The organism is Pseudomonas sp. ICMP 460, from assembly GCF_002723595.1.
Classification (GTDB): domain Bacteria; phylum Pseudomonadota; class Gammaproteobacteria; order Pseudomonadales; family Pseudomonadaceae; genus Aquipseudomonas; species Aquipseudomonas kitaguniensis.
This window is the reverse complement of sequence record NZ_LKBR01000035.1, coordinates 205,120-230,051: the sequence shown is the minus strand read 5'-3', so window position 1 is coordinate 230,051 and position 24,932 is coordinate 205,120. Positions and strand designations below refer to the sequence as shown.

The following is a 24,932-nucleotide window of genomic DNA, read 5'->3' as shown; positions in this document are numbered from 1 at the left end:
GCACATTGTTGAGGCTGGCGCAAAGCCGGTGCTACCATGCGCAACCGCCTGTCTTGGCAAGGAAACTGCTGGTCTATGAGCACCATTCGCGAGCGCAACAAAGAAAAGATTTTGCGGGCGGCCAGCGAGGAGTTTGCCGACAAGGGCTTCGCCGCGACCAAAACCAGCGACATCGCCGCCAAGGCAGGGCTGCCCAAGCCCAACGTCTATTACTACTTCAAGTCCAAGGACAACCTCTACCGCGAGGTGCTCGAAAGTATTATCGAGCCGATCCTGGCGGCGTCCACGCCGTTTAACCCGCAGGGTGAGCCTTCGGTGGTGTTGAGCAATTACATCCGCTCGAAAATCCGCATTTCGCGCGACCTGCCGTTTGCCTCCAAGGTATTCGCCAGCGAAATCATGCACGGCGCGCCGCACTTGAGTGCCGAGCAGGTCGAGCAGCTCAACGCCCAGGCCAAACACAACATCAACTGCATCCAGCACTGGGTGGACCGCGGCCTGATCGCGGCGATTGACCCCAATCACTTGATGTTCAGCATCTGGGCCGCGACCCAGACCTACGCGGATTTTGACTGGCAGATTTCCGCGGTGACCGGCAAGGCCAAGCTCGATGAGGCCGATTACGAGGCGGCAGCGCAGACGATTATCCGGTTGGTGCTCAAAGGCTGTGCGCCGGACTGATAGACCGCGGTGCCTGCACTAATCGCGAGCAAGCCCGCTCCCACAGTGGTCAGTGTCGGACACACATTGTATGAACACTGCAAGCCCACTGTGGGAGCGGGCTTGCTCGCGATAGCGCGCGTTCAGACACATCTTGCCCAAAGCCCGTAGATCAACCTCAGGCGCCCTCATCTAGCCTCTCAGAACACCCACTGAAGAGAGGCCAAGGAATGGCTGACCTCCCCGCTTCACACCGCCTGCGTATTGGCCGGTTCAGCGAACACAACCGCACCTACCTCATCACGACCAACTTCCACGAAAGGGTGCCGATATTCACTGATTTTCATCTCGGTCGATTAGTGGTCTCTCAATTTCGAATCGCTCAACATCAAGGCCTGGTCAACTCACTGGCGTGGGTCATCATGCCCGATCACTTCCACTGGCTGATCGAATTACAAAAGGGCTCACTGAGCGACTTGATGTGCAAGGTGAAGTCCAAGAGCACACGAAGCGTGAACGGCGCCACAGGGCGTAAAGGTCGCCTGTGGCAAACCGGTTTTCATGACCGGGCACTGCGCAAGGAGGACGATCTGGTAAAAATGGCCAGGTACGTGGTGGCCAATCCATTGCGCGCCGGGCTGGTAAAGCGCATCGGCGACTATCCGCTATGGGACGCGGTTTGGGTGTAGAGCAGAGACCGCGTTGTGCCCATCGCGAGCAAGCCCGCTCCCACAGTGGTCAGTGTCGGACACACATTGTATGAACACTGCAAATCCACTGTGGGAGCGGGCTTGCTCGCGATGAGGCCCTGGCATTCACCCAACAATCAGACCGGCAGCCCCGCATCCGCCAACAACCCCGCCCCCTCAATTGCTGTAATCGCGCACTGCTCGTCAATATCCGACGTGTCCCCGCTGATTCCCATCGCGCCCAGCACCTGGCCGTCCTGATCCCGAATCAACACCCCACCCGGCGCGGGCACCACGCTGCCCTGCCCCAAGCTGTTGAGCGCCGCGATAAACGCCGGGCGTTGCTGCGCGTCGAGTGCCAGCAGGCGCGAGCCCTTGCCCAACGCAATCGCGCCCCAGGCCTTGCCGATGGCGATGTGCGGGCGCAGCAGGCTGGCACCGTCTTCGCGCAGCAAGGTGACCAAGTGCCCGCCGCTGTCGAGCACCGCAATGGTCAGCGGCGCAGCCGAAAGACTACGCCCTGCGGTAAGGGCCTGACTGGTCAGGTGGGTGGCGAGTGTCAAGGTTAAAGCGCTCATGGGTGTGGCCCTCGTTTTTATGGAGATACTCAACCCAACAAATAGAACACAATAATTTTATTTTTTGTATACGATATTTTCTTAAATCGACCAAAATACTTTAAAAAATAGCCTAAATCGCCCCGTATCTCACGCAGAGACCTCTGAATAAAATGGATTGACCTGCGCCTCCGCCCGTGAATAAACTCCACCCAGAAAATATTGTATACAATTACAAAAACAACGAGGCGCCAATACAATGACTAAAATGAGAGCAATCGAAGCCGCCGTTCTGGTGATGCGGCGTGAAGGTGTCAATACCGCCTTCGGCATCCCGGGCGCCGCGATCAACCCGCTGTATTCGGCATTGCAAAAGGTCGGTGGCATTGATCACGTGCTTGCTCGTCACGTTGAAGGCGCCTCGCACATGGCCGAGGGCTATACGCGCACCAAGGCCGGTAATATCGGTGTGTGCATCGGCACGTCAGGCCCGGCGGGCACCGACATGGTCACGGGTCTTTACAGCGCGTGGGCCGACTCGATTCCTATCCTGTGCATCACCGGGCAAGCGCCGCGGGCGCGGATGCACAAGGAAGACTTCCAGGCCGTCGACATCACCAGCATCGTCAAGCCGGTGACCAAATGGGCGAGCATGGTCATGGAGCCCGGCCAAGTGCCGTACGCGTTCCAGAAAGCCTTCTATGAAATGCGCTCCGGCCGCCCTGGGCCGGTGCTGATCGACTTGCCATTCGACGTGCAGATGGCCGAGATCGAATTCGACATTGACGCCTATCAGCCGCTGCCTCTGGCCAAGCCACTGGCCACGCGCATTCAGGTCGAAAAAGCCCTGGCGCTGCTGGACCAGGCGGAACGCCCCTTGCTCGTGAGCGGCGGCGGTGTGATCAACGCCGACGCCAGCGAACTGCTGGTGGCGTTCGCCGAACTGACCGGCATACCGGTGATCCCAACGTTGATGGGCTGGGGCACGATCCCCGACGATCACCCGCTGATGGTGGGCATGGTCGGCCTGCAAACCTCGCACCGGTACGGCAATGCCACATTGCTCAAGTCGGACGTGGTGCTGGGCATTGGTAACCGTTGGGCCAACCGCCACACCGGTTCGGTTGAGGTGTACACCGAAGGCCGCAGGTTCATTCATGTCGACATCGAGCCAACGCAGATTGGCCGCGTATTTACCCCGGACCTGGGCATCGTCTCCGACGCTGGCGCCGCGCTGACAATGTTCATCGAGGTGGCCCGCGAGTGGAAAGCCGCAGGCTTACTCAAGGACCGCAGCGCCTGGCTGCACGACTGCCAGCAGCGCAAAGCGACGCTGCAGCGCAAAACCCACTTCGACACCGTGCCGGTCAAGCCGCAACGGGTGTACGAAGAGATGAACCAGGTGTTCGGCAAAGACACTTGCTACGTCAGCACCATTGGCCTGTCGCAGATTGCCGGCGCGCAGTTTCTGCATGTGTACAAGCCGCGACACTGGATCAACTGCGGCCAGGCCGGGCCGTTGGGCTGGACCATTCCTGCGGCGCTCGGCGTGGTCAAGGCCGACCCGACGCGCCAAGTGGTCGCGCTGTCGGGCGACTATGACTTCCAGTTCATGATCGAAGAACTGGCCGTGGGCGCGCAGTTCAAGCTGCCGTACATCCACGTGGTGGTGAACAATGCATACCTTGGGCTGATCCGCCAGGCCCAGCGCGGGTTTGCAATGGACTACTGCGTGCAGTTGGCGTTCGACAACCTCAACGCGCCGCAAATGAATGGCTATGGCGTGGACCACGTGGCGGTCGCCGAAGGCCTCGGCTGCAAGGCGCTGCGTGTGTTCGAACCGGGCGAGATCGCACCGGCGTTGCGCAAGGCTCAGCACATGCTCGAAGAGTTCAAGGTTCCGGTGATCGTTGAGATTATTCTGGAGCGCGTGACCAATATTTCGATGGGCACCGAGATCAACGCCGTCAACGAATTCGAAGACCTGGCGCTGGTGGGCAACGACGCGCCCACTGCCATTTCACTGCTCGATTAAGGAGAGCCCTATGCCGCGCTTTGCCGCCAACCTGTCCATGCTGTTTACCGAACTGGACTTTCTTGACCGTTTCAAAGCGGCCGCCGACGCAGGCTTCGAAGGTGTCGAATACCTGTTCCCGTATGAGTTCAGCTCCGCCGAGATCAAAGCGCAACTGGACGCCAACGGCCTCACGCAAGTGCTGTTCAACTTGCCGGCCGGTGACTGGGCCAAAGGCGAACGCGGCCTGGCGTGCCACCCAGACCGCGTCGAGGAGTTCCGCGCCGGGGTCACGCTGGCCATCGCCTACGCGCACGTGCTGGGCAATACGCAGATCAACTGCCTGGCGGGCATTCGTCCCGCCGATGTGGATGACGCAACCCTGCAAAAAACCTTCGTCGCCAACCTTAAATACGCTGCGCACGCGCTGCAAGCAGCGGGCATCAAGCTGGTGATGGAGATGATCAACACCCGCGATATTCCGGGCTTTTATCTGAATAACACCGCGCAAGCCCTGGCAATTCGCGAACAGGTCGGCAGCACCAACCTGTTCCTGCAATACGACATCTATCACATGCAAATCATGGAAGGCGACCTGGCCCGCACCCTGGCCGCGCACTTGGGCGCGATCAACCACATTCAACTGGCCGACAACCCAGGGCGCAATGAGCCAGGCACCGGCGAGATTAACTACCGCTTCCTGTTCGACCATTTGGACCGCATCGGTTATGCCGGTTGGGTCGGCTGTGAATACACGCCGTTGACCACCACCGAAGCCGGTTTGGGTTGGCTCAACAGCCACCTCCCACAGTAGACCCACGAGGATATTGAACATGGCTAACATCGGATTTATCGGCACCGGAATCATGGGCGAACCCATGGCGGCGAACCTGCAAAAAGCCGGCCACCAACTGTTTCTGTCCGAACACCACGGCAAGGCTGCGCAAGCATTGCTCGATGCTGGCGCCGTGGCGCTGGCCAGCCCACGGCAGGTCGCGCAGCACGCCGAGTTCATCATTGTGATGGTGCCCGACACCCCGCAGGTCGATGACGTGCTGTTCCACGCCGAGGGTGTGGCCGCGGGCCTGGCACCGAACAAGGTGGTGATCGACATGAGTTCGATCTCGCCCACCGCCACCAAAACATTTGCCGCCAGGATCATTCAAACCGGCGCGCAGTACCTGGATGCACCGGTCTCCGGTGGTGAAGTCGGCGCCAGGGCTGGCACCTTGAGCATCATGGTCGGGGGCACGCCGCAAACATTTGAACGCGCCCTGCCGCTGTTTCAAAGTATGGGCAAAAACATCACCCTGGTCGGCGGCAATGGCGACGGCCAGACCGCCAAGGTCGCCAACCAAATCATCGTCGCACTGAACATTCAGGCAGTCGCCGAAGCGCTGTTGTTCGCCGCCAAGAACGGCGCCGACCCGGCCAAGGTGCGTGAAGCGCTGATGGGTGGCTTCGCTTCGTCGAAGATCCTCGACGTACACGGCGAGCGCATGATCAACGGCACCTTCGACCCAGGCTTTCGTATCAACCTGCACCAGAAGGACTTGAACCTGGCACTGGCCGGCGCCAAGGAACTGGGGATCAATTTGCCGAACACTGCCAGCACCCAGCAAGTGTTCAGCACCTGCGCGGCGATTGGCGGCGGCAACTGGGACCATTCCGCGCTGATCAAGGGGCTGGAGCATATGGCGAATTTTTCGATTCGCGGTCAATAACCCTCCCACATTGGGTCCTGTTTGGCTGTCGAAGTGGCAGCCCGCGTGGACAGCCCGTTCGAATCCCCCTAGGCTTGCTCGACATTCGATTCGGGCGGGCTTTATGCACAGCAACAACGATTGGCGTCAGCGGCTCTACGTCATGGTATTCCAGAGCGATACTGCCGCCGGGCGGCGCTTCGACAGCACCCTGTTACTGATCATCCTCGCAAGCCTGGTGATCGTAATCCTCGACAGCATCCAAACCGTCCACGACAACTACGCGAACGTGCTGGCCTACATCGAGTGGGGCTTCACCATCATTTTTGCCATCGAGTACGGGTTGCGGCTGTATTGCTCGCCCAAGCCGTTGCGCTACGCCTTCAGCTTTTATGGGCTGGTGGATTTGCTGGCCATCGTGCCCGGTATCCTCGCGCTGTATTACAGCGACGCGCAGTACCTGCTGATCATCCGCATTATTCGGATGCTGCGGATTTTCCGCGTGCTCAAGCTCAGCCCGTATCTCAAACAAGCCAATTACCTGATGGCGGCGCTGCGCGGCAGCAAGCAGAAGATCGTGGTGTTCCTGGTCAGCGTGTGCACGCTGGTGACGGTATTCGGCACCCTGATGTACGTGATCGAAGGCCCGGAACACGGGTTTACCAGTATTCCCAAGGGCATCTATTGGGCCATCGTCACGCTGACCACCGTGGGCTTTGGCGACATCGTGCCGAAAACCCCGCTCGGCCAGGTGATTTCGTCGCTGGTGATGATCACCGGCTATTCGATCATCGCCGTGCCTACCGGCATATTCACTGCAGAACTGGCGAGCGCGATGCGCGGCGAACAACTGCAGCACGACTGCCCAGTGTGCAAAAAGAACAACCATGAACCCAACGCGGCGTTTTGCTCACGCTGCGGCAATAACCTTTTCCCGAAACTGGAATAAGCACAGTTCGTTTTAATCTTTAAGCGTCTATGCAGGCCCGGCTATAGTCGCTGGCAAATTGCCCCCACGCAATCGACAACCTTCTCGAACAACAAGGAATGAGCAGTGAAAAAAATCCTCAGCGCGTCTCTCCTGGCCGCCGGCCTGGCCCTGGCCGGTGCCGTTCAGGCTGCACCGGTCACCCTGCTCAACGTCTCTTATGACGTGATGCGCGACTTCTACAAAGACTACAACGCCGCCTTCCAGAAACACTGGGAAGCCGAGCACCCGGACGACAAACTGACCTTGCAGATGTCCTTCGGCGGCTCCAGCAAGCAAGCCCGCTCGGTGATCGACGGCCTGCCGGCTGACATAATCACCATGAACATGGCCACCGACATCAATGCCCTCGCAGACAACGGCAAACTGGTGCCCGACAACTGGGTCACGCGCCTGCCGAACAACAGCGCACCGTTCACCTCGGCCACCGTGTTTATCGTGCGCAAGGGCAACCCCAAAGCCCTGAAAGACTGGCCGGACCTGCTTAAAGATGGCGTGCAAGTGATCGTGCCTAACCCGAAAACCTCGGGTAACGGCCGCTACACCTACCTGTCGGCGTGGGGCTATGTGCTGAAGAACGGTGGCGACGAGGACAAAGCCAGGAAATTTGTTGGCGAGCTGTTCAAGCACGCGCCCGTGTTGGACACCGGCGGCCGCGCAGCCACCACCACGTTCATGACCAACCAGATCGGCGACGTGCTGGTGACTTTTGAAAATGAAGCGGAAATGATCGCGCGTGAGTTCGGCCGTGACCAGTTCGAAGTGATCTACCCAAGTGTCTCCGCCGAAGCGGAGCCGCCAGTGTCGGTGGTCGACAAAGTGGTCGAGAAAAAAGGCACCCGCGTGGCCGCCGAAGACTACCTGAAATACCTGTGGTCGCCGGAAGGCCAGGAAATCGCAGCCAACAACTACCTGCGCCCGCGTGACCCCAAGGTGTTGGCCAAGTACACCGACCGCTTCCCGAAAGTCGACTTCCTGTCGGTCGAGAAGACCTTTGGTGACTGGCGCACCGTGCAGAAAACCCACTTCAATGATGGCGGGGTTTTTGATCAGATTTACAGCGGTCAGTAAGCTCAACATGTGAGAGGGGGCTTGCTCCCTCCCACACTTGGCCACATTTGGCTTTGGGTGTTGCCGTTACATCGGCGGTGTTACGCCGTCTTTACCGGCCGAAATAGCTTGCGCGGTGATGGTCCCGTCCGCGCCTTGCGCCGCAAACATCACCACCTTCACCCCCGGTTTGAGCAAGCTGCGATCCCCAGGTTCAAGGTTGACGATCGGCACATCCTCCGGCACCACGATCTTCTGCTCGCCGCCTTTGTATTTGACGGTCAAGGTGCGCCCGTTGCTGACCACCAGGTCGCCAACGGTGCCGTTGGTCATGCTGCTGCCTTCTTTCAAGTCGAATGCGCGATGCCCGTCACCCGTGCCGGCCATGGCCGGTGGAAATACGTGTACTTCGAGCGCAGTCAGGGTGCCGTCGGCGTTGGGCATGGCGGCGGAACCGATGTAGCTGCCAGGCTTGATCTCGTCGATTCTGGCCAAAGTGACGGCGCGCACTTGGGTGTCTTTGGTCAGGTGCACGGTAACTTGTTCACCGCTGTTGACCTTGACGTGCATCGCGTCACCGTCCATCGCGGTAATGGCGCCGCGTACGCCGACACGCGGGGCGTCTGCAGCATTGGCGGAATTGGCCAAGCCCATCGCCATGGCCGCGGCGAGGGTTGAAGCCATAAGCATCTTGTTCAGCGTGATCTTCATGAACGTGGATTTCCTGTTTCGGCAGTTGTGCCTGAATGTATCATTGGCGTTCGACTCAACAGTTAACGTTTCAGTCATTAATTCCCGGCATGAATGTTATCGATGCCGGCGCCCTACTCCCGCTGCGGCGTTGTCTTTACTCTCGCACGCCACCTTCCTTCGCTTTAACGAGAACACCATGAACGCTACTCCACCTGCTACAAGCACCATGACCCGAGGCATGGTGATGCTGTTTGCGTTCTGTTGCGGCGCCATTGTTGCCAACATCTACTACGCCCAACCGATTATCGAGCTGATCGCGCCGGACATTGGCCTTACCCCGGCGATGGCCAGCCTGATCGTATCGCTGACGCAAATCGGCTACGCGCTGGGCTTGTTTTTTTTGGTGCCACTGGGCGACCTGCTGGAAAACCGCAAGCTGATGATCACCACCACCGTGGTGGCCATCGCCAGCCTGCTGGGTGCTGCGTTCACCGAGCAACCGAACCTGTTCCTGCTTGTGTCGCTGCTGATCGGTTTCAGTTCCGTCTCGGTGCAAATTCTGATTCCGCTGGCCGCCCACCTGGCCCCTGCCGAATCGCGTGGCCGCGTGGTCGGCAGCATCATGGGCGGCCTGCTGCTCGGTATCCTGCTGGCAAGGCCGGTGTCGAGCCTTGTGGCCGACCACTTCGGCTGGCGCGCGATGTTCATGGCCGCCGCCGCGTTGATGGCGTTTATCAGCGTGGTATTGCTGCTGACCATCCCCAAGCGACAGCCTGACCACAGCGCCAGCTACGGCCAACTGCTGCGCTCGCTGGGCACGCTGCTGCGTGAGCAACCGGTATTGCGCCAACGCGCGTTCTATCAGGGCTGCATGTTCGCCGCCTTCAGCCTGTTCTGGACCGCTGCACCTTTGGAACTGGCGCGCAACCACGGCCTGAGCCAAAGCCAAATCGCACTGTTTGCCCTGGTCGGTGCCTTGGGCGCCATCGCCGCGCCGATTGCCGGCCGCCTCGCGGATGCTGGCCACACTCACCGCGCCTCGCTGCTGGCCATGCTGTTTGCCGCGTTGAGCTTTCTGCCTGCCTTCGTGCACCCGTTGTACAGCGTGATCGGCCTGGCGGTCACCGGCGTGGTGTTGGACTTCTGCGTGCAGATGAACATGGTCCTCGGCCAACGCGCTATTTACACCCTGGACGCCAACAGCCGCAGCCGCCTGAACGCGCTGTACATGACCAGCATCTTCATCGGCGGTGCCTTCGGCTCGGCGATTGCCAGCAGCGTGTATCAACACGGCGGCTGGCTGGGCGTGGTGCTGATAGGCAGTGCCCTGCCGTTGATTGCGTTGTTGCGGTTCATGAGTGCGTCGCGGCAAACATCGGTCGCCACCGCCTGATTGCCGTCAAGAGCGCACCAACTTCTCCAAGGCCGCATCCGCCAGAAATGACGAGCGGCTTTTGACCTTGTGCTCCCGCACATAGCGGTCGATTCGCTGGATGACATAACCGGGCAAGGTCACATTGACCTTCTCGGTCTTGCCCAGATAGGGCGAGATGTCCAACTCCAACATCCCCCAGCCCATCCCGGCGTAGTCTTCGTGGGCATGATGATTGGCCACTGACGTTGGCATCGGAATCACCCCGCCTTCAGCGGCTATTTCTTGCAACAGGATGTGCGCGACTTCGACCGCCGCGTTATAGGCCTCTTCAAAACTGTCCCCAGCGGTAACTGCGCCTGGGATGTCGGGGATCTGAATACCGGTGGCGGTGAAGTCATCGCCCCATTCAATACAGATTGGGTATTGCATGAATGCTCTCCTTAAAACTGAAACAGCCCGGCGCGTTTCCTGATGCTGCTGACGGTGCCCATGGGCAGGTCTTTTTTCGGATGCGGCACCGGGATCGTGTACGGGTTATAGCGATGAGAAAAAATATGATGACTGCCCGTGACCCGATCCAGCACCCAACCCGCCTCTTGCAGCTCCTTGATCAATAACCTGCTTTGCACCTCAGCCTCCTTGGCCTGGCCTGAATAAAAGTAACCCTAGAGTTATATTAATTCAAGCACAAGATAGCGAAACCGGATTGGCGGGTGTATTGCGGGATATTGGAAACCGACTGACTTAATTCCAGGAAGGCGCGAGCGTTTGCGAGGTATCTGCAAGGTTTACCGGCTCTGCACAGCCGTGTGGAAACGCGGAACACGCCTGTTTGCGTTGGGCGCAGCAGCCTGCAGAATGCGATTGGCCGTGATGCGGTGACTCAGAACATGGACAGCCGCGCGTTGGGCGTCACGCCCAAAGGCCGTAAAGCGTTAGCGCGCCGGTTTGGCATAGAGGTGTGAGAACACCTCAGGCGCACGCCGAGTGTGCGTGAAGCCAGCACAGCAAGCGCTCGACCGTGTGCTCAAGCGGGCCGGAATTATCCAGCACCAATAATTCGCAACCGTTGCCCGCAGCCACCTCAGCCGTGAACCGCGCATTACGCGCCAGCCGAGCTTCGATGTCCGCTAACGACTCACGCCCGCGTGCTACCAAGCGCTCGCGCAACACGCCTTGATCCACCGTCAGCAGCAACACCAGCAATGTGGGGTAACGCTCGCGAGTCTGCGCCAAGTGCGCGCGCGAGCCATTGACCAGCACGTCGTCACCGGCTGCCAGCCACGCGTCGATGACCTTGGGAATGCCATAGGCCAACCCATTCGCGTGCCAACTGAGAGCAAACGCGCCCTCGGCCTGCATCACGGCAAACTGCTCCGGGCTCACGCCTTGGGCGGCTTCGCCGGCAGCTTCCGCCGAGCGGGTGATCACACGGCGCACGATGCGGCAGCCACGCTCGGCCAAACGCGGGCGTGCGGCATCCAGCAGACTGTCCTTGCCCGAGCCCGATGGCCCGATGAGATAGATCAACCTGCCTGCCATTAAAAATTCCTCTTCGCCTGGTGCCAGATGTGTTGCGTTACAAAAAGCCGTTCGCGGCTTGTGGCTTGAGTATATCCAGCGATAACCCGGCAGCCAGGCCTGCGGCGGCAACAGTACCCCAGCGCGCGCTGCCACGCACCCCGTAAGGCGCTACCCCCAATACTTTCATGTTCAGCGCCTGGCGCAATGAATAAAATGCAGTGTCTGAGTTGGGACTGCTGCGCAGTCCAACGGAGCAAGCCCCCTCGCCACAAGTTACCGCTTGCCACAGAGGTTCTACGGGCACCGGTAAACTTAGCGGGAGCCAAAAAGTATGGAAGACAAGGCTCAATGAGCATCGTCAAGGCTTGCCCTGTAGTCCTTCGAACCAGACAGTCTTTAGAAATCCTGGCCTTCGAACACCCCTTGGCCGGCTTCCAGCTGGTAATGGGCGGCGTGGAAAGCGGCGAAACCACAGCCTCCGCCGCTATTCGCGAGTTGCATGAAGAAGCGAGAATAACCGGCAAGGCAATTCGGGAGTTAGGGACGTGGCATGCAGAGATCACAGGGCATACCTGGGTATTTCATCAATGCCAGGTCTCGGCAGGCCTTCCAGATACTTGGATCCATTTCACCGAGGATGATGGAGGCCATCAGTTTCGATTCTTCTGGCATCCATTGGGCAGCGAACTTACCAATGAATGGCACTCCATTTTCAGGGGCGCGCTGATCACGCTGATGGTATGGCTTCGCCATGAAGCACATTGAACAGGACTTGTCCTACGGCTCACCATTAAACAGGTCTGCATTATAGGGGCCGAGCTGTACGCAGGAAGGCCTGCCCCTACCGGGTTTCCATTCCCCGGTCGACCAACCTGCGTGCGGTTCACCCTTTTCGCAGACTACTTTATGGCGGCTGTGCACGGGAGGCTTGCGCCTGGCGGTTGTCTATGACCGGCCTACCACCCCGCGTACGGCCGCCGCCTTGCATTGTGTGGTCGCAATCGCTAAATGGACTTGCAGATTTGCCCTACACACATTTCGGGTTGCGTCCGATCAACCTCGCCACCTAACCTTGACGAATCGCTGCAAAATCAGCGAGCGGGTGTGGAAGCCCGAACTCTCCAGGCGCATAAGCGCCCATAGCCTTTAGTGGGCGCTTTTTTCATCACTCCCGGAGCATCCGTATGAAAAAAGTAACGCCTGACCCACTGTCGTCCACCTCGGAAATCACCGCACAATCTCCACCTCAAACAATCTTCACCGTCCGTCCCGGCCTCAGCACCGAAGCTGCCTTGAGCAATGCCAGCGAGATGCTTGAATCGGCGACTGTATGCGCTTACGACTGCGCCGAGCATCTGGCTGGCTCAGGTCGCAAGCAAGTGCTGGCGGTGGTGCAGATGATTGAGATTGCACAGTTGTTGGTGAATGAAGCACTGAATCGGGAGTGCCCCGTAGCCTGACGGCTGAGCAAATAACCTGTGGGAGGGGGCTTGCTCCCGATGGCGGTGTGTCAGCTGGATATTCACCCACTGAGCCACCGCTATCGGGAGCAAGCCCCCTCCCACATTTGATCTACGACGTTTGAAGATATTTATTTCACCGCCATTGATCGTTCCCACGCTCCGCGTGGTAATGCCGCCTTTGACGCTCTGCGTCGCGCTTTCGACGAAGGTTTCGATGCCTGCGCAAAGTGACGCGGAGCGTCACGGGATGTATTCCCACGCAGAGCGTGGGAACGATCTTAAACACCACACAATCTCCACCTCAAACAATCTTCACTGTCCGTCCCGGCCTCAGCACCGAAGCTGCCTTAAGCAATGCCAGCGAGATGCTTGAATCGGCGACTGTATGCGCTTACGACTGCGCCGAGCATCTGGCTGGCTCAGGTCGCAAGCAAGTGCTGGCGGTGGTGCAGATGATTGAGATTGCACAGTTGTTGGTGAATGAAGCACTGAATCGGGAGTGCCCCGTAGCCTGACGGCTGAGCAAATAACCTGTGGGAGGGGGCTTGCTCCCGATGGCGGTGTGTCAGCTGGATATTCACCCACTGAACACCGCCATCGGGAGCAAGCCCCTCGCCACCGAGACTCTAAGGGCACGCGTAAACTTAGCGGGAGCCAAAAAGTATGGAAGACAACACTCAATGAGCATCGTCAAGGCTTGCCCTGTAGTCCTTCGAACCAAGCAATCTTTGGAAATTCTGGTTTTCGAACATCCCCTGGCTGGCTTCCAACTGGTCAAAGGCAGTGTAGAAAGCGGCGAAACCACAGCCGCCGCCGCTATTCGCGAGTTGCATGAAGAAGCGGGAATAACCGGCAACGTCATTCGGGAATTAGGAACCTGGCATGCAGAGATCACAGGGGACACTTGGGCATTTCACCAGTGCCAGATCTCGGCAGACCTTCCAGACAGCTGGGTCCATTTCACCAGGATGATGGAGGCCATCAGTTTCGATTTTTCTGGCATCCATTGAGCAGCGAACTCACCCAGGAGTGGCACCCGATTTTTCAGGGCGCGATGGCCTTTTTGAGGACTCGAGTAAGATGAGCCGTTTCTTAGTGACTTTCCAAAGGAGATATGAGCGGGGGCGCTGCAACGCTGAAGTCCTCTAAAACCAGCATCTCTCCATTTGAAAGCTGCCAATTAAAAAAATCCGAAAAGTCAGCTCGCCCTAGCGCGCGAATCACCTTTGCTACAAAGCCATTGGCCACTAACAACACGACGGACTTTGGATAGAGCCCCGCCAGTTCGACCAGACCTTGGTGCACTCGGGCGACCACCTGCGCAATCGACTCGCCACCTGTTGGCCCAACCGTCCATTGCCGCGTGATGTTTTGCACCCATAGCAGCGGATGCATTGCCTTTGCTTCTGCCTGATTCAGCCCTTCAAATACGCCAACGTCACGCTCGCGAAAGCCGTCCATCGTCAGTGATTCAAGGTTCAAGTCATGGTTAAGAATCTGCGCGGTCTGCTGCGCCCGTAAGCGTGGGGAGACGATCATTACATCGATTCCGCAGGGTAGTTTCTTGCTGAGCGAGAAGGCTTGTTCCCTGCCCCGTTCGGTCAGTTCCGGATCGAGTGCGCCTAGATAGCGGTGCTCGGCATTAGCCCAGGTTTCACCGTGGCGTACGACATAGAGGTCCATGAAGCCCGTCTCGTTAAAAGGGAAAGAGGAATACAGATAACAAAGTCTTGGTGCTTCTGCGACTTTTCCTACGAACTCTGTGGCTTGTAGTTGCTATAAGTCACCGTTAGCCTTTCGCAGTCGCTGCTCATCAGCGATCGGGCTTGATCGCCCGGGTTAGAATGGCGCACAGTGCCGCGCAAGCGGCATTATCGTGCTCGCGTTATGGCGGGCTGTGCATGGGAGGGCTTAGGCCCTGCCGGGTTTCCATTCCCTGGTCGACCAACCTGCGTACAGCTCGCCACACCCGGAAAAAGTAATTGAACCCACGCACCATCCGGTGCAGAGATCGCCTGAAATTACACGGACGTTATTAGTTAATGGACTCCTCACGAACTACCACGCCGACGCTGGCACCTGTGGTACAAAACCCAAGCGGTTTGAAGAGCTCGCTCCGCCTTTACGGGTTGGTTCGTATAGTGGGATGCAGCGATACCCCAGCCCGCGCGCCAGTCGAGATTCTTTGCACACCCTGCGGTAAGGGTAATGCCGTGCAAGCATTCGTGTCGCGATTGGACGCCGAGCTAGTCGCCCGCTCAATGCCAACCAGCGGCTACCGCGTCGTCCCTTTAGCCCGATTCGATCCCACTGATGTTATTCACGCCCACCAGGGCTGGCTCAGCGTCTTTCTGTGCTGCGGACTGAGTTCACAGGGTGGCTCCCTGTACCTCGAAAGTGGTGGATTAAAGAGCCTTGGTTGGTTTGTCCACACACAGACCGGCCCGTGGACCCCCGGTCGATTTTTGCATTGGGGTGAGGAAGTCGCGCAGATACTGCTTGATGCCTACCGCAGCGTTGGCATGCCCCATTACAACGAGTGGCTAAACCAGCTCGATGATTACTCAACTTACGCCATGGATAACTGCGTTGAGATCGCATGGCGAGCACTTGAGGACTGCAGTCCGACCCAAGAAAACCATCGAGCTATGTACAACCTCATGGATGAAAGCTGGCGACTTTCAGAAACCCCGATTGACCTCTTCTCCCCCCTGTGAATAGCTGAAAAGGACGTTCTCATGAGTGGCAAACCTGCTGCGCGCATCACAGACCCTACAGCGTGCCCAGTTCCGGGTCACGGTACCAATTCGCTGGTAACCGGCTCATCAGATGTGATCTTCGAAGGCTTGGGCGCTGCCCGCTTAAACGACACTTCAGCTTGCGGAAGCCCGATTACCAGCGGCGTATCTTCAACTGTTTTTATCAATGGTTTCAATGCCGCCACCGTCGGCAGCGTTGGCGCTCATGGCAACACTGTAACGGCAGGCGCCAGCACCATCATTATCGGTGACACCTTTGTGCCAGCGCCCTTCAGTGGGTTATCGTCGATGCCGGTACACTTTAGCGACAAGATAAAATTGGTCCACGAAGTTACGGGTGAACCCATGCCCAACCATGCTTACTGTATCCAGCGCGCTAACGGTAGCATTGAACATGGCGTCAGTGATGCGCTGGGCTACACCCATGTAGTGAGTTCGCATCTGGCTGAAAGTATCAAATTATATTTGGAAGATTGAGAGCATGGAAGCAGAGAAAATAATTTTACCTAATGGCAACACTGCAAGTCTGGCGGCAACGCACACATTGACAGCGGTGAACGATCCACAAATAAAAATCGTACCTGTACGTGCGACTAAACCTATTATTTTTTACATTGGTGGCGCTGGAGACCAAGAAAGCTATTACTCTCAAGGTGCTTTTCACAACATCGATGATGTCGACTTGCTGATGTCAAAAAGGATGGCAGTCGTACAACTTTCCGAAAAATACACAAAATACGTATGGGGATATAATGAAGCGCGTGGGGGGCGCGACATTAAAGAACACATCACCAATCTCATTCCTAGCAAGTCGTGCCCTATCTATATAGTCGGACACAGCCTAGGCGCGTGGAATGGCGCTCACCTCTCAAAGATGCTGTCTGATGAAGGTTACAAAATCGCACTTCTAATAACCTTAGACCCTGTAGGAAAAGGATTTTTGGTGTGGTTAGGTTCTGATATCTACTACTCTGAACCCGCTCCAGTGGCTGACATGTGGATCAATATCCGCGCTAACCCATTGAAGTCAGATGCGTCAGACCACGTGGCAAACTTTGGAGAGCGCTGGATTGTGAGCCAAGGCCCAGCGATCAATACCACAGTAAATATACATCACGCGTTTGCGAGTCACATGATGGTTGCACCGATCCAGGGTACAAAATGTGCTCTGGACTTCCTTTATGAAGCGTACGTGAAAAATATAAAATGATTAAACTTAAAAAGTTACTAATATTCGCCACTGCACTGATTTGCAGCGCATGCGCTCGGACACCAAACATACCGCCGGCATCATTAACATTTAAAGGGTTTGAACGCCGTGAAGACTCGCTACTTTACGTGACGCTGGAGTCAGATCAAAACCTGAGCAAAGTCTTCAACCTCTATGAAAAAAAGAACCAGAATACGCCTAAACTTGTATGCACTTTGAATCACGATAAAAATTTCGATGTAAACCATACAATTAAAGCGCGAGGCGTAGGTCTCCTGGAAGCTGATGCTACACCCCATAACACTGGGAAATTTTACTTCCGGTCTTCGTTATCATTCAACGCGACCGAAGAGCGAGAGGTACCTATCCCAACCTCAATCACCTCGGGCGCCGTATTGGAGAATCTGTTAGCGGGACAACAGAGCATCCCCTGCCAGGTGTACATCACTGCTTATGGATTCAAAGCTTATTATACCAATACTGTGTATATTCCTACCGCAGAACTGATTACACATCTAAAAAAATAAGCAGTGCGGCTGAACATCCCCATTAATTGCTTAATAACCGCTACTTGTCCGGAAGCAATAATTTCGCCAGAATATGCTCTATTACTTCTTGCCGGCGTTACTTGCGTGGGGCTGCGCAAAGTGACGCGGAGCGTCACGGGGTGTATTCCCACGCAGAGCGTGGGAACGATCATCGGGAGCAAGCCCCCCTCCCACATTTGATCTACGGTGTTTGAAGGGTTGTATTTCAAGGCCAAAAAAAGGCGACCCCAAGGTCGCCTTTTGTCATTGCGCGTACTGCTTGCTCAACCCCGGCGGCACGCCTTGCACGTTGGTCTCTTCCCACGGGCCGTTCGGGCTGATCGAGCGGCTCCAGCCGTTGCTCCAGCGATAATACGTGCGCTGGCGGTAGAAGGTGTCGGGCTGTTCTTCCAGCACGTACACTTGCATCTTGCCGTCCCAGTGGCTGGCGGCGCCCGGTGGCGGGGCGAAGGTTGGCGACGAGCTTGGCAATGCTTTCGGTGGCGGGGTTACCGGGGCCGAGGGTTGGGTGCTCGGCTGGGTCGATGGGCCGGACGGCGGGATGGTCGGGCCGGTGGGCGCGGGAGGTCGGTGGACCGCACAGGCGCTCAGGCCCACTACCAGGCTGAGCAGGGTGATTCGTGCGAGTGCGGTCATGGGCGTTTCCTCGAATTTATTTATCCGGACGGTCGATGGTCAGCTGCTGCGTGGCAGTGGTGGTGCTGGCCAAGGGTTGGCTGCGGCCGATCCACTCGCCAGCGGTCGGTTGACCTGCCCGGGATATGCGCGCAACCAGTTGGACTTCGGCGAAGTTCGACAGTTTCAACTGCGGCATCATCGCGTCGCTATCGCCGAGTTCGACGGTGATGGGCAGTTCGGCAACGCTGACGCGCTTGGCCGCTAACGGCGCAGGTGGGCCGTTTACCGCGCGGGCAAAGATAAACACGCTGTCACTCGGCAGCGCGTTGGCTTTTACCTCGCTGGACAGGTCTACGCGCACTTTGATCACGGCTTTTTGCGCGACGCTGCCGCCATTTTCCTTGAGCTTTTCGGCCGCGCGGTCGATGCCGCCTTGCAGCGCGACGCGCGAGTTATCTTCCGGCGCCAGTTGGGCCAACAAGCGGTTCCAGTAGTCGATGGCTTCCTGGTAACGCTGGCCTTCAAAGGCAGCGATGCCGAGCAGGCCGAGGCTGGTGACTTCTTTGGGGTCGAGCTTCAAGGCTTCATCGGTCAACGCCTGCACCTTGGGCGACCACTGCTTATTGTCGGCAAAGTATTGCGCCTGCGCCCACTGGCCGAGCAGTTCCGGCTGGCGCCCGGCTAACGCGACGGTGCGTTCGAAGATTTTCGCCGCATCGGCGGAGCGGTCCTGCGCCATGTAGGCGCGGCCGAGGAAGTAGAGGCCTTCCGGCGAGTCCGGTTGCGCGGCGGCGGCGCGTTCCAGGCGGCGGGTCATGTCTTGCATGGACACCGGCGGCTGGGAGAATTCGCGGGTCAGTTCGACCTTGTCGATGGCCCCGTAATGCAGGTACAGCGCAACGCCCAAAATCGGCACCAGAAACGCCGCCAAAAACGGTAGCGGTTTGCCCAGGCGCGATTCGCGAGGTTTTTCCACACCTTCAGTGTCGGCCAACAATTCACGCGCAGCTTCGGCGCGGCCAGTGTCGAGTTGCGTGGCATTCAGTACGCCTTCGTCCTGCTGCACTTGCAGCTCGGCCACGCGTTCCTGGTAAAGCGCCACGTTCAGCGCGGTGCGGTCCTCCTCACGCTGGGCACGGCGGCCGCGCAACACAGGGATCAACAGAAAACTCAGGGCAATCAGGAGCAGCAAGCCGGCTGCGAGCCAAAAATCAATCATCAGTCTGGGTGTCCAGCAATTGGTCGAGGCGTTTACGCTCTTCAGGGGATAGCGCGTCGGAGCCATCGGTAGGCGCGGCGCGGCGACGGCGGACGATCACGGCCATGACGACAACACCGGCCAGCAATAGCCCGGCGGGGCCGAACCAGAGCAGCGCGGTTTTGCCGGTGAGCGCCGGTTTGTAGCGCACGAAATCACCGTAGCGGTCGACCATGAAATCGATGATCTGCTGGTTGTCCTTGCCCTCCCCCAACATGCGAAAAATCTCTTTGCGCAGGTCGGCGGCGATGGGTGCGTTGGAGTCGGCGATGTCCTGGTTCTGGCACTTGGGGCAGCGCAGTTCCTTGGTCAGTTCGCGGAAACGCTCACGGTCACCGTCCTTGGCGAACTCATAGGTGTCGATGGCGGCGTGGGCCACACTGGCCAAGCCCAGCGCCAGAACCGCAGCGGCTAACAGACGCTTCATGGTTTGGCCTCATCGACCAGCGCCTGGTACTTCGCGGCGAGTTGTTCACGCCAGACCACTTCGTCGATCACGCCGACGTACTTGTCGCGGATCACGCCTTTGGCGTCGATGAAGAAGGTTTCCGGAGCGCCGTACACACCGAGGTTGAGGCCAAGGTTGCCGTCTTCATCGCGAATGTCCAACTGGTACGGGTTGTGAAATTCCGCCAGCCATTTGCGCGCCGCGGCATTGTCGTCCTTGTAGTTGATGCCGTAGATCACCACGCCTTTCTCGGCCAGCGCGTTGAGCACCGGGTGTTCGACGCGGCACGAGATGCACCAGGTCGCCCACACGTTGACCAATGCCGGTTTGCCCAACAGGTCCGCTTGGGTCAGGGTTTTGTCGCCCTGCACGGTCGGCAGCGTGAACGCCGGGAACGGCTTGCCGATCATCGCCGACGGCAGTTCTGCCGGGTCCAGATAAAGGCCGCGATACAGGAACACCGCCACCACCAGAAACACTGCCAGCGGCATCACCATCAACCAACGCTTCATGCCGGCGCTCCTGAAAGGCCGAGGGCGTCACGCACCCGGCTCTTGACCTTGACCCGATAACGCCGGTCCATCGCGGCCAGCAAACCACCGAAACCGGTGAGCAAACCGCCGAACCAGATCCAGCGCACGAACGGTTTTACATGCACACGCACCGCCCACGCGCCGTCGCCCAGCGGTTCACCCAGCGCTACGTAGAGGTCACGGGTGAACCCGGCGTCGATGCCGGCTTCGGTCATCATGGAACTCTGCACGGTGTACAGGCGTTTTTCCGGGTGCAGCACCGCCACTTCCTTGCCGTTGCGGACTACGCGCACGGTGCCTTTGTCCGACGTGAAGTTGGGGCCTTCAAAGTGCTTGGCGCCTTCGAAGATGAAGTGGTAACCGGCCAGGTCCATCGACTCGCCCGGAGCCAGGCGCAGGTCGCGCTCGGCGCTGTTCTGGCTGGAAAGCACCACGCCAAGCGCGCACACGGCGATGCCGATATGCGCGACTTGCATGCCCCAATAGCTGCGGGTCAGGCCTGGTAAACCTTTGATCAAGCCTTTGTGGCGGGTTTTGTCGACGATGTCGCGCAGGCCGGCGAGCATGACCCAGGCGGCGAGCAGGAAGGTCGCGAGTACCGCCCAGTTGAAGTCGCCGTAGGCAAAGCCTGCGATCACCGCCAAGGCCACACTGCCCAGCAGCACCGGCATCAGCATGCCCGCCAGCCATTTCACCGGGGTGTCTTTCCAGCGCACCAGCATGCCCACGGCCATCACCACCATCAACAGGCCCATCAACGGAATAAACAACGCGTTGAAGTACGGCGGGCCTACCGACAGTTTGGCCCCGCTGAGGGCATCCAGTACCAGCGGATACAGCGTGCCGAGCAGGATCATCGACGCCGCCACCACCAGCACCAGGTTATTGCCCAGCAACAGGGTTTCCCGCGACCACAGGTTGAAGCCCACATGGCTCTTGACCACTGGCGCGCGCAGGGCGAACAGCGTCAGTGAGCCGCCGACCACAAACAGCAGGAAAATCAGGATGAATACGCCGCGCGCCGGGTCGGACGCGAACGCATGCACCGAGGTCAAAACCCCCGAACGCACGAGGAACGTACCGAGCAGGCTGAGGGAAAACGCCGCGATGGCCAGCAGCACCGTCCAGCTTTTGAACACGCCGCGTTTTTCGGTGACGGCCAGCGAGTGAATCAGCGCGGTGCCGACCAGCCACGGCATAAAGGAGGCGTTTTCCACCGGGTCCCAGAACCACCAGCCGCCCCAGCCGAGTTCGTAATAGGCCCACCATGAGCCCAGCGTGATGCCGATACCGAGGAAGGCCCAGGCGACGATGGTCCACGGCCGCGACCAGCGCGCCCACGCGGCATCAAGGCGCCCGCCGAGCAAGGCGGCGATGGCGAACGCAAAGGCTACCGAGAAACCCACATAACCCATGTAGAGCATCGGCGGGTGCACGATCAGGCCAATGTCTTGCAGCAGCGGGTTAAGGTCATGCCCGTTGACCGGTATCTGCGGCAGGATGCGCGTGAACGGGTTGGAAGTCATGATCAGGAACAGCAGGAAGCCGATGCTGATCATGCCCATCACCGCCAACACCCGCGCCAGCATGACTTGCGGCAGTTGGCGCGAGAATACCGACACGGCGAAGGTCCAGCCGCCGAGGATCAACGCCCACAGCAGCAACGACCCTTCGTGCGCGCCCCACACGGCGCTGAACTTGTAGTACCAAGGCAGCGCGCTGTTGGAGTTATTTGCCACATAGGCGACGGAAAAGTCGTCGGTCATGAAGGCGTAGGTCAGGCAACCAAACGCGAACACCAGGAACGCAAACTGGCCCCAGGCGGCCGGCTGCGCGAGGCTCATCCACAGGCGGTCACCGCGCCAGGCGCCGAGCAACGGGACCACGGCCTGGACGACGGCGAAACACAGGGCGAGGATCATCGCCAACTGGCCCAGCTCCGGTATAAACAGTGCAGAGGTCATGGTTCAGCCCTCCCTGGCTGGGGATGCAGGGGTAGAAGGTGCCGACTGGCCGCTGTCTTTCAGGGCCTTGGTGACTTCCGGCGGCATGTATTTCTCGTCGTGTTTGGCCAGCACTTCATCGGCCACCACCACGCCATCGGCATTCAGCTTGCCCAGCGCGACGATGCCCTGACCTTCGCGGAACAGGTCCGGGAGAATGCCGCGATAGGTAATGGTCACGGACTTGCTGAAGTCGGTGACCACGAAGGTCACGTCGAGGGAGTCGCCGGAGCGTTGCAGTGAGCCCTTCTCGACCATGCCACCGGCGCGAATGCGCTTGCCCTGCGGGGCTTCGCCGTTGGCGATTTGGGTCGGGGTGTAGAACAGGTTGATGTTCTCTCGCAGGGCGCTCATCGCCAGGCCCACGGCAAGGCTCACCCCCGCGAGAATGGCGAGGATGATCAACAGACGCTTTCGACGCAGCGGATTCACTTTTCGGTCTCCCGGCGCAGACGACGCGCCTCTTGTTGCAGGTAACGCTTGCGGGCCAGGATCGGCGCGGCGACGTTGAGGGCCAGCACTGCCAGGCAGATGCCATAAGCCGTCCAGACATACAGGCCGTGATGGCCCATGGCGATAAACTCACTGAAAGACGCAAAACTCATCCACGCGCTCCCAGGCTTTCCTGCACGTGTGCCTTGACCCAACTGGCGCGCGGTTCACGCTTGAGTATTTCAAGGCGCATGCGCATCAACAGTACGGCGCCGAAGAAGCAGTAGAACCCCAGCACCATCACCAGCAGCGGCGCCCACATTTCGACGGGCATAGCCGGTTTTTCGGTAAGGCTGAAGGTGGCGCCCTGGTGCAGCGTGTTCCACCACTCCACCGAGTATTTGATGATCGGGATGTTGATCACGCCGACGATCGCCAGCACCGCACAGGCCTTGGCGGCGCTGTCGCGGTTGCTGATCGCATTGCCCAACGCGATCAGGCCGAAGTACAGGAACAGCAGAATCAGCATCGAGGTCAGGCGCGCATCCCACACCCACCACGAACCCCAGGTCGGTTTGCCCCAGATCGCGCCGGTGACCAGCGCCACGGCTGTCATCCACGCACCGACCGGTGCGGCGCATTGCAAGGCGACGTCCGCCAGCTTCATCTTCCACACCAGGCCGACAACGCCGCACACCGCCAGCATCACGTAGCAGGACTGGGCCAGCATCGCGGCGGGAACGTGGATATAGATGATGCGAAAGCTGTTGCCTTGCTGGTAGTCCGGCGGCGCGAAGGCCAGGCCCCAGACCAGGCCGATGCCGATCAGCAATAAGGCGGCGAGGCTCAACCACGGCAGCAGCTTGCCGCTGATGCCGTAAAACCACTTGGGCGAGCCGAGCTTGTGAAACCAGGTCCAGTTCATTGCTGTTTCCATCACGGTTGCTTGCCGTCGTGGCGGCAAGCTTAGGTCTTTCTTATGTTGAAGCGCGGGTTAAGGTTACAACGCTTAACCAGACCTCATTCATTCGCCGACGCTGATCTTCAGGCCGGCGGCTATAGCAAAGGGTGTCAGGGTTACCGCCAGGGCGGCCAGGCTGCCAAGCCACAAGAGGTAACCGGTCGCCGGCATGCCCATGAGCTCGGCCTGCAAAGCACCGCTGCCCAAAATCAACACCGGGATGTACAAAGGCAGAATCAGCAGCGCCAGCAACAGGCCGCCGCGCTTCAAACCCACGGTCAGCGCCGCGCCCACTGCGCCCAACAGGCTGAGCGTCGGCGTACCGAGCAACAATGACAGCAGCAACACCGGCAGGCATTCGGTGGGCAACCCTAGCATCATCGCCAGCAACGGTGAGAGCAACACCAGCGCCAAGCCGGAGAACGCCCAGTGTGCCAGCACCTTGGCCAGTACCAGAAGTGGCAGCGGGTGCGGCGAAAGGACCCACTGTTCGAGCGAACCGTCTTCGAAATCACTGCGAAACAGCCCGTCCAGCGAGAGCAGCACCGATAGCAGCGCGGCGACCCACACCAACCCGGGAGACAAGGTTTGCAACAGTTTGGTCTCGGGGCCGACCGCCAACGGGAACAGCGCAATGACGATGGCAAAGAACACCAACGGGTTAGCCAGTTCGGCCGGGCGACGGCACAACAACCGTGCTTCGCGGGCGACCAGCAGGGCAAACACACTCACAGCGACCACCGGCCCAAATCGAGGTCGCGGTAACCGGCGGGCATGCGCGCCAAGGTGTGATGGGTGGTGAGCACCACCAGGCCGCCCTGCTCGCAGTGCCGGGCCAGGTGTTCTTCAAGTTGGGCGACGCCGTGTTTGTCGAGGGCGGTAAACGGTTCGTCGAGAATCCACAGCGGCGGGCCGGGCAAGTACAAACGGGCCAGGGCCACGCGGCGCTGTTGGCCGGCAGACAAGGTGTGACAGGGCACGTCTTCAAAACCCTTGAGGCCGACCGCGGCCAGCGCCTGCCAGATAACGTCGCGGCCAGCCGGGTGATGCAGGGCGCTGAGCCAAACGAGGTTTTCTTCAGGCGTCAGCACGTCCTTGATGCCGGCGGCGTGGCCGATCCACACAAGGTTGCGCGCCAGTACGCTGCGTTGTTCGGTGAGGGGTTTACCATTGAGGCGAACCTCGCCGGCAGTCGGCTGCATCAAACCGGCCAGCAGCCGCAACAGGCTGGTCTTGCCACTGCCGTTCGGGCCGCTGATTTGCACCATGTCGCCGCCCGCCAAGCGCAGTTCGAGGTGTTCGAAGAGCATCCGCAGGTCGCGTTCACAGGCAAGCGCTACGGCTTCAAGAAGAGGGCTGGTCAAAAGATCGAGGGCCTTTACGGTTCAAGTCGGCGGTGCAGCAGCCGTTATAGAGATGCACAATACCGGCTTTGGCGACCGATTT

32 protein-coding genes and 1 pseudogene are annotated in these 24,932 nt (G+C 59.0%); 16 read left to right on the top strand and 17 right to left on the bottom strand.

Annotated features, from left to right (window positions below; genetic code table 11):
• Positions 1 to 75 precede the first annotated feature (75 nt).
• Together AO240_RS21555 and AO240_RS21550 are read left to right on the top strand one after the other, a co-directional pair.
• Positions 76 to 681, top strand: a complete 606-nt coding sequence (locus tag AO240_RS21555; protein WP_099239060.1) for a TetR/AcrR family transcriptional regulator — start codon at positions 76 to 78, stop codon at positions 679 to 681.
• Positions 682 to 890: 209 nt separating this feature from the next.
• Positions 891 to 1,349: a transposase gene (locus AO240_RS21550; protein WP_099239058.1), complete on the top strand. Its 459-nt coding sequence runs from the start codon at positions 891 to 893 to the stop codon at positions 1,347 to 1,349.
• 137 nt (positions 1,350 to 1,486) lie between these two features.
• On the opposite strand, the gene AO240_RS21545 is transcribed toward AO240_RS21550, so the two are convergent.
• Complete coding sequence (locus tag AO240_RS21545) at positions 1,487 to 1,927, bottom strand: heme-binding protein (protein WP_099239056.1); 441 nt, start codon at positions 1,925 to 1,927, stop codon at positions 1,487 to 1,489.
• A gap of 238 nt (positions 1,928 to 2,165) precedes the next feature.
• Between AO240_RS21545 and gcl the strand changes: the two genes are divergently transcribed.
• The 5 genes from gcl to AO240_RS21520 all read left to right on the top strand — a co-directional run bounded on the left by gcl (position 2,166) and on the right by AO240_RS21520 (position 7,682).
• On the top strand, positions 2,166 to 3,941 hold the full coding sequence (gene gcl, locus AO240_RS21540) for a glyoxylate carboligase (RefSeq protein ID WP_099239053.1): 1,776 nt from the start codon (positions 2,166 to 2,168) through the stop codon (positions 3,939 to 3,941).
• Between the two features lie 10 nt (positions 3,942 to 3,951).
• On the top strand, positions 3,952 to 4,734 hold the full coding sequence (gene hyi / locus AO240_RS21535; protein WP_099239051.1) for a hydroxypyruvate isomerase: 783 nt from the start codon (positions 3,952 to 3,954) through the stop codon (positions 4,732 to 4,734).
• 19 nt (positions 4,735 to 4,753) lie between these two features.
• Entirely contained in the window at positions 4,754 to 5,644 is an 891-nt protein-coding gene (locus tag AO240_RS21530) for a 2-hydroxy-3-oxopropionate reductase (RefSeq protein WP_099239050.1), read from the top strand.
• Between the two features lie 103 nt (positions 5,645 to 5,747).
• Positions 5,748 to 6,572, top strand: coding sequence for an ion transporter (locus AO240_RS21525; protein ID WP_099239048.1), 825 nt, complete (start codon positions 5,748 to 5,750; stop codon positions 6,570 to 6,572).
• Between the two features lie 105 nt (positions 6,573 to 6,677).
• Positions 6,678 to 7,682 (top strand): sulfate ABC transporter substrate-binding protein, encoded by a 1,005-nt coding sequence (locus tag AO240_RS21520; RefSeq protein ID WP_099239046.1) that lies wholly within the window; start codon positions 6,678 to 6,680, stop codon positions 7,680 to 7,682.
• A 66-nt stretch (positions 7,683 to 7,748) separates the two neighbouring features.
• Here the strand turns inward: AO240_RS21520 and AO240_RS21515 are convergent, their stop codons facing one another.
• Positions 7,749 to 8,372: a DUF5666 domain-containing protein gene (locus AO240_RS21515; RefSeq protein ID WP_099239044.1), complete on the bottom strand. Its 624-nt coding sequence runs from the start codon at positions 8,370 to 8,372 to the stop codon at positions 7,749 to 7,751.
• 178 nt (positions 8,373 to 8,550) lie between these two features.
• Here AO240_RS21515 and AO240_RS21510 point away from each other — a divergent pair, with 178 nt between their 5' ends.
• Positions 8,551 to 9,747, top strand: coding sequence for an MFS transporter (locus AO240_RS21510; RefSeq protein WP_099239042.1), 1,197 nt, complete (start codon positions 8,551 to 8,553; stop codon positions 9,745 to 9,747).
• Positions 9,748 to 9,753: 6 nt separating this feature from the next.
• Here the strand turns inward: AO240_RS21510 and AO240_RS21505 are convergent, their stop codons facing one another.
• From AO240_RS21505 to AO240_RS29075, 4 genes are all read right to left on the bottom strand, one after another.
• Positions 9,754 to 10,158: a type II toxin-antitoxin system HicB family antitoxin gene (locus AO240_RS21505; protein WP_053130578.1), complete on the bottom strand. Its 405-nt coding sequence runs from the start codon at positions 10,156 to 10,158 to the stop codon at positions 9,754 to 9,756.
• 11 nt (positions 10,159 to 10,169) lie between these two features.
• Positions 10,170 to 10,358: a type II toxin-antitoxin system HicA family toxin gene (locus AO240_RS21500; RefSeq protein ID WP_099239040.1), complete on the bottom strand. Its 189-nt coding sequence runs from the start codon at positions 10,356 to 10,358 to the stop codon at positions 10,170 to 10,172.
• Positions 10,359 to 10,701: 343 nt separating this feature from the next.
• Entirely contained in the window at positions 10,702 to 11,271 is a 570-nt protein-coding gene (gene phnN / locus AO240_RS21495) for a phosphonate metabolism protein/1,5-bisphosphokinase (PRPP-forming) PhnN (protein WP_099239038.1), read from the bottom strand.
• Between the two features lie 37 nt (positions 11,272 to 11,308).
• Positions 11,309 to 11,440 (bottom strand): hypothetical protein, encoded by a 132-nt coding sequence (locus AO240_RS29075; protein ID WP_256586020.1) that lies wholly within the window; start codon positions 11,438 to 11,440, stop codon positions 11,309 to 11,311.
• A 161-nt stretch (positions 11,441 to 11,601) separates the two neighbouring features.
• Between AO240_RS29075 and AO240_RS21490 the strand changes: the two genes are divergently transcribed.
• The 4 genes and pseudogenes from AO240_RS21490 (at position 11,602) to AO240_RS21475 (ending at position 13,800) form a co-directional block, all read left to right on the top strand.
• Complete coding sequence (locus tag AO240_RS21490) at positions 11,602 to 12,018, top strand: NUDIX domain-containing protein (protein WP_099239036.1); 417 nt, start codon at positions 11,602 to 11,604, stop codon at positions 12,016 to 12,018.
• A 419-nt stretch (positions 12,019 to 12,437) separates the two neighbouring features.
• The gene (locus tag AO240_RS21485; RefSeq protein ID WP_099239034.1) at positions 12,438 to 12,713 is read left to right on the top strand and encodes a DUF6124 family protein; all 276 of its coding nucleotides are present in this window, start codon (positions 12,438 to 12,440) and stop codon (positions 12,711 to 12,713) included.
• Positions 12,714 to 12,943: 230 nt separating this feature from the next.
• Positions 12,944 to 13,231, top strand: coding sequence for a DUF6124 family protein (locus tag AO240_RS29070; RefSeq protein WP_371918668.1), 288 nt, complete (start codon positions 12,944 to 12,946; stop codon positions 13,229 to 13,231).
• A 165-nt stretch (positions 13,232 to 13,396) separates the two neighbouring features.
• Positions 13,397 to 13,800 (top strand): annotated as a pseudogene (locus AO240_RS21475) (NUDIX domain-containing protein).
• Between the two features lie 8 nt (positions 13,801 to 13,808).
• Here the strand turns inward: AO240_RS21475 and AO240_RS21470 are convergent.
• A complete protein-coding gene (locus tag AO240_RS21470; RefSeq protein ID WP_099239032.1) occupies positions 13,809 to 14,399 on the bottom strand; it encodes a histidine phosphatase family protein in 591 nt (196 codons plus the stop codon).
• 530 nt (positions 14,400 to 14,929) lie between these two features.
• Here AO240_RS21470 and AO240_RS21465 point away from each other — a divergent pair.
• The 4 genes from AO240_RS21465 to AO240_RS28455 are packed head-to-tail and all read left to right on the top strand — an operon-like array spanning position 14,930 to position 17,212.
• Entirely contained in the window at positions 14,930 to 15,433 is a 504-nt protein-coding gene (locus AO240_RS21465) for a hypothetical protein (protein WP_099239030.1), read from the top strand.
• Between the two features lie 21 nt (positions 15,434 to 15,454).
• Positions 15,455 to 15,952, top strand: coding sequence for a PAAR domain-containing protein (locus AO240_RS21460; RefSeq protein WP_099239028.1), 498 nt, complete (start codon positions 15,455 to 15,457; stop codon positions 15,950 to 15,952).
• A gap of 4 nt (positions 15,953 to 15,956) precedes the next feature.
• Complete coding sequence (locus tag AO240_RS21455) at positions 15,957 to 16,685, top strand: alpha/beta hydrolase (RefSeq protein ID WP_099239026.1); 729 nt, start codon at positions 15,957 to 15,959, stop codon at positions 16,683 to 16,685.
• Positions 16,682 to 17,212, top strand: coding sequence for a hypothetical protein (locus tag AO240_RS28455; RefSeq protein WP_143505421.1), 531 nt, complete (start codon positions 16,682 to 16,684; stop codon positions 17,210 to 17,212). The genes AO240_RS21455 and AO240_RS28455 overlap by 4 nt, the downstream gene beginning before the upstream one ends.
• Positions 17,213 to 17,476: 264 nt before the next feature.
• Here the strand turns inward: AO240_RS28455 and AO240_RS21450 are convergent, their stop codons facing one another.
• From AO240_RS21450 to ccmA, 10 genes are all read right to left on the bottom strand, one after another.
• Positions 17,477 to 17,869 (bottom strand): hypothetical protein, encoded by a 393-nt coding sequence (locus AO240_RS21450; protein ID WP_099239024.1) that lies wholly within the window; start codon positions 17,867 to 17,869, stop codon positions 17,477 to 17,479.
• A 16-nt stretch (positions 17,870 to 17,885) separates the two neighbouring features.
• Complete coding sequence (gene ccmI, locus AO240_RS21445) at positions 17,886 to 19,070, bottom strand: c-type cytochrome biogenesis protein CcmI (protein ID WP_099239022.1); 1,185 nt, start codon at positions 19,068 to 19,070, stop codon at positions 17,886 to 17,888.
• Positions 19,063 to 19,536, bottom strand: coding sequence for a cytochrome c-type biogenesis protein (locus AO240_RS21440; protein WP_099239020.1), 474 nt, complete (start codon positions 19,534 to 19,536; stop codon positions 19,063 to 19,065). The genes ccmI and AO240_RS21440 overlap by 8 nt, the downstream gene beginning before the upstream one ends.
• Positions 19,533 to 20,069 (bottom strand): DsbE family thiol:disulfide interchange protein, encoded by a 537-nt coding sequence (locus AO240_RS21435; RefSeq protein ID WP_099239018.1) that lies wholly within the window; start codon positions 20,067 to 20,069, stop codon positions 19,533 to 19,535. Before AO240_RS21435 ends, AO240_RS21440 begins: the two co-directional genes overlap by 4 nt.
• Positions 20,066 to 22,054 carry a heme lyase CcmF/NrfE family subunit gene (locus tag AO240_RS21430; RefSeq protein ID WP_099239016.1) on the bottom strand — a complete coding sequence of 663 codons (1,989 nt, stop codon included), beginning with the start codon at positions 22,052 to 22,054 and terminating at the stop codon, positions 20,066 to 20,068. Before AO240_RS21430 ends, AO240_RS21435 begins: the two co-directional genes overlap by 4 nt.
• Before the next feature lie 3 nt (positions 22,055 to 22,057).
• A complete protein-coding gene (gene ccmE, locus AO240_RS21425) occupies positions 22,058 to 22,525 on the bottom strand; it encodes a cytochrome c maturation protein CcmE (protein WP_099239014.1) in 468 nt (155 codons plus the stop codon).
• Positions 22,522 to 22,698, bottom strand: a complete 177-nt coding sequence (ccmD, locus tag AO240_RS21420; RefSeq protein ID WP_049709263.1) for a heme exporter protein CcmD — start codon at positions 22,696 to 22,698, stop codon at positions 22,522 to 22,524. Before ccmD ends, ccmE begins: the two co-directional genes overlap by 4 nt.
• A complete protein-coding gene (locus AO240_RS21415) occupies positions 22,695 to 23,450 on the bottom strand; it encodes a heme ABC transporter permease (protein ID WP_099239012.1) in 756 nt (251 codons plus the stop codon). The genes ccmD and AO240_RS21415 overlap by 4 nt, the downstream gene beginning before the upstream one ends.
• A gap of 99 nt (positions 23,451 to 23,549) precedes the next feature.
• On the bottom strand, positions 23,550 to 24,218 hold the full coding sequence (gene ccmB, locus AO240_RS21410; RefSeq protein WP_099239010.1) for a heme exporter protein CcmB: 669 nt from the start codon (positions 24,216 to 24,218) through the stop codon (positions 23,550 to 23,552).
• Complete coding sequence (gene ccmA / locus AO240_RS21405) at positions 24,215 to 24,796, bottom strand: cytochrome c biogenesis heme-transporting ATPase CcmA (protein WP_371918669.1); 582 nt, start codon at positions 24,794 to 24,796, stop codon at positions 24,215 to 24,217. Before ccmA ends, ccmB begins: the two co-directional genes overlap by 4 nt.
• Between the last annotated feature and the right edge of the window lie 136 nt (positions 24,797 to 24,932).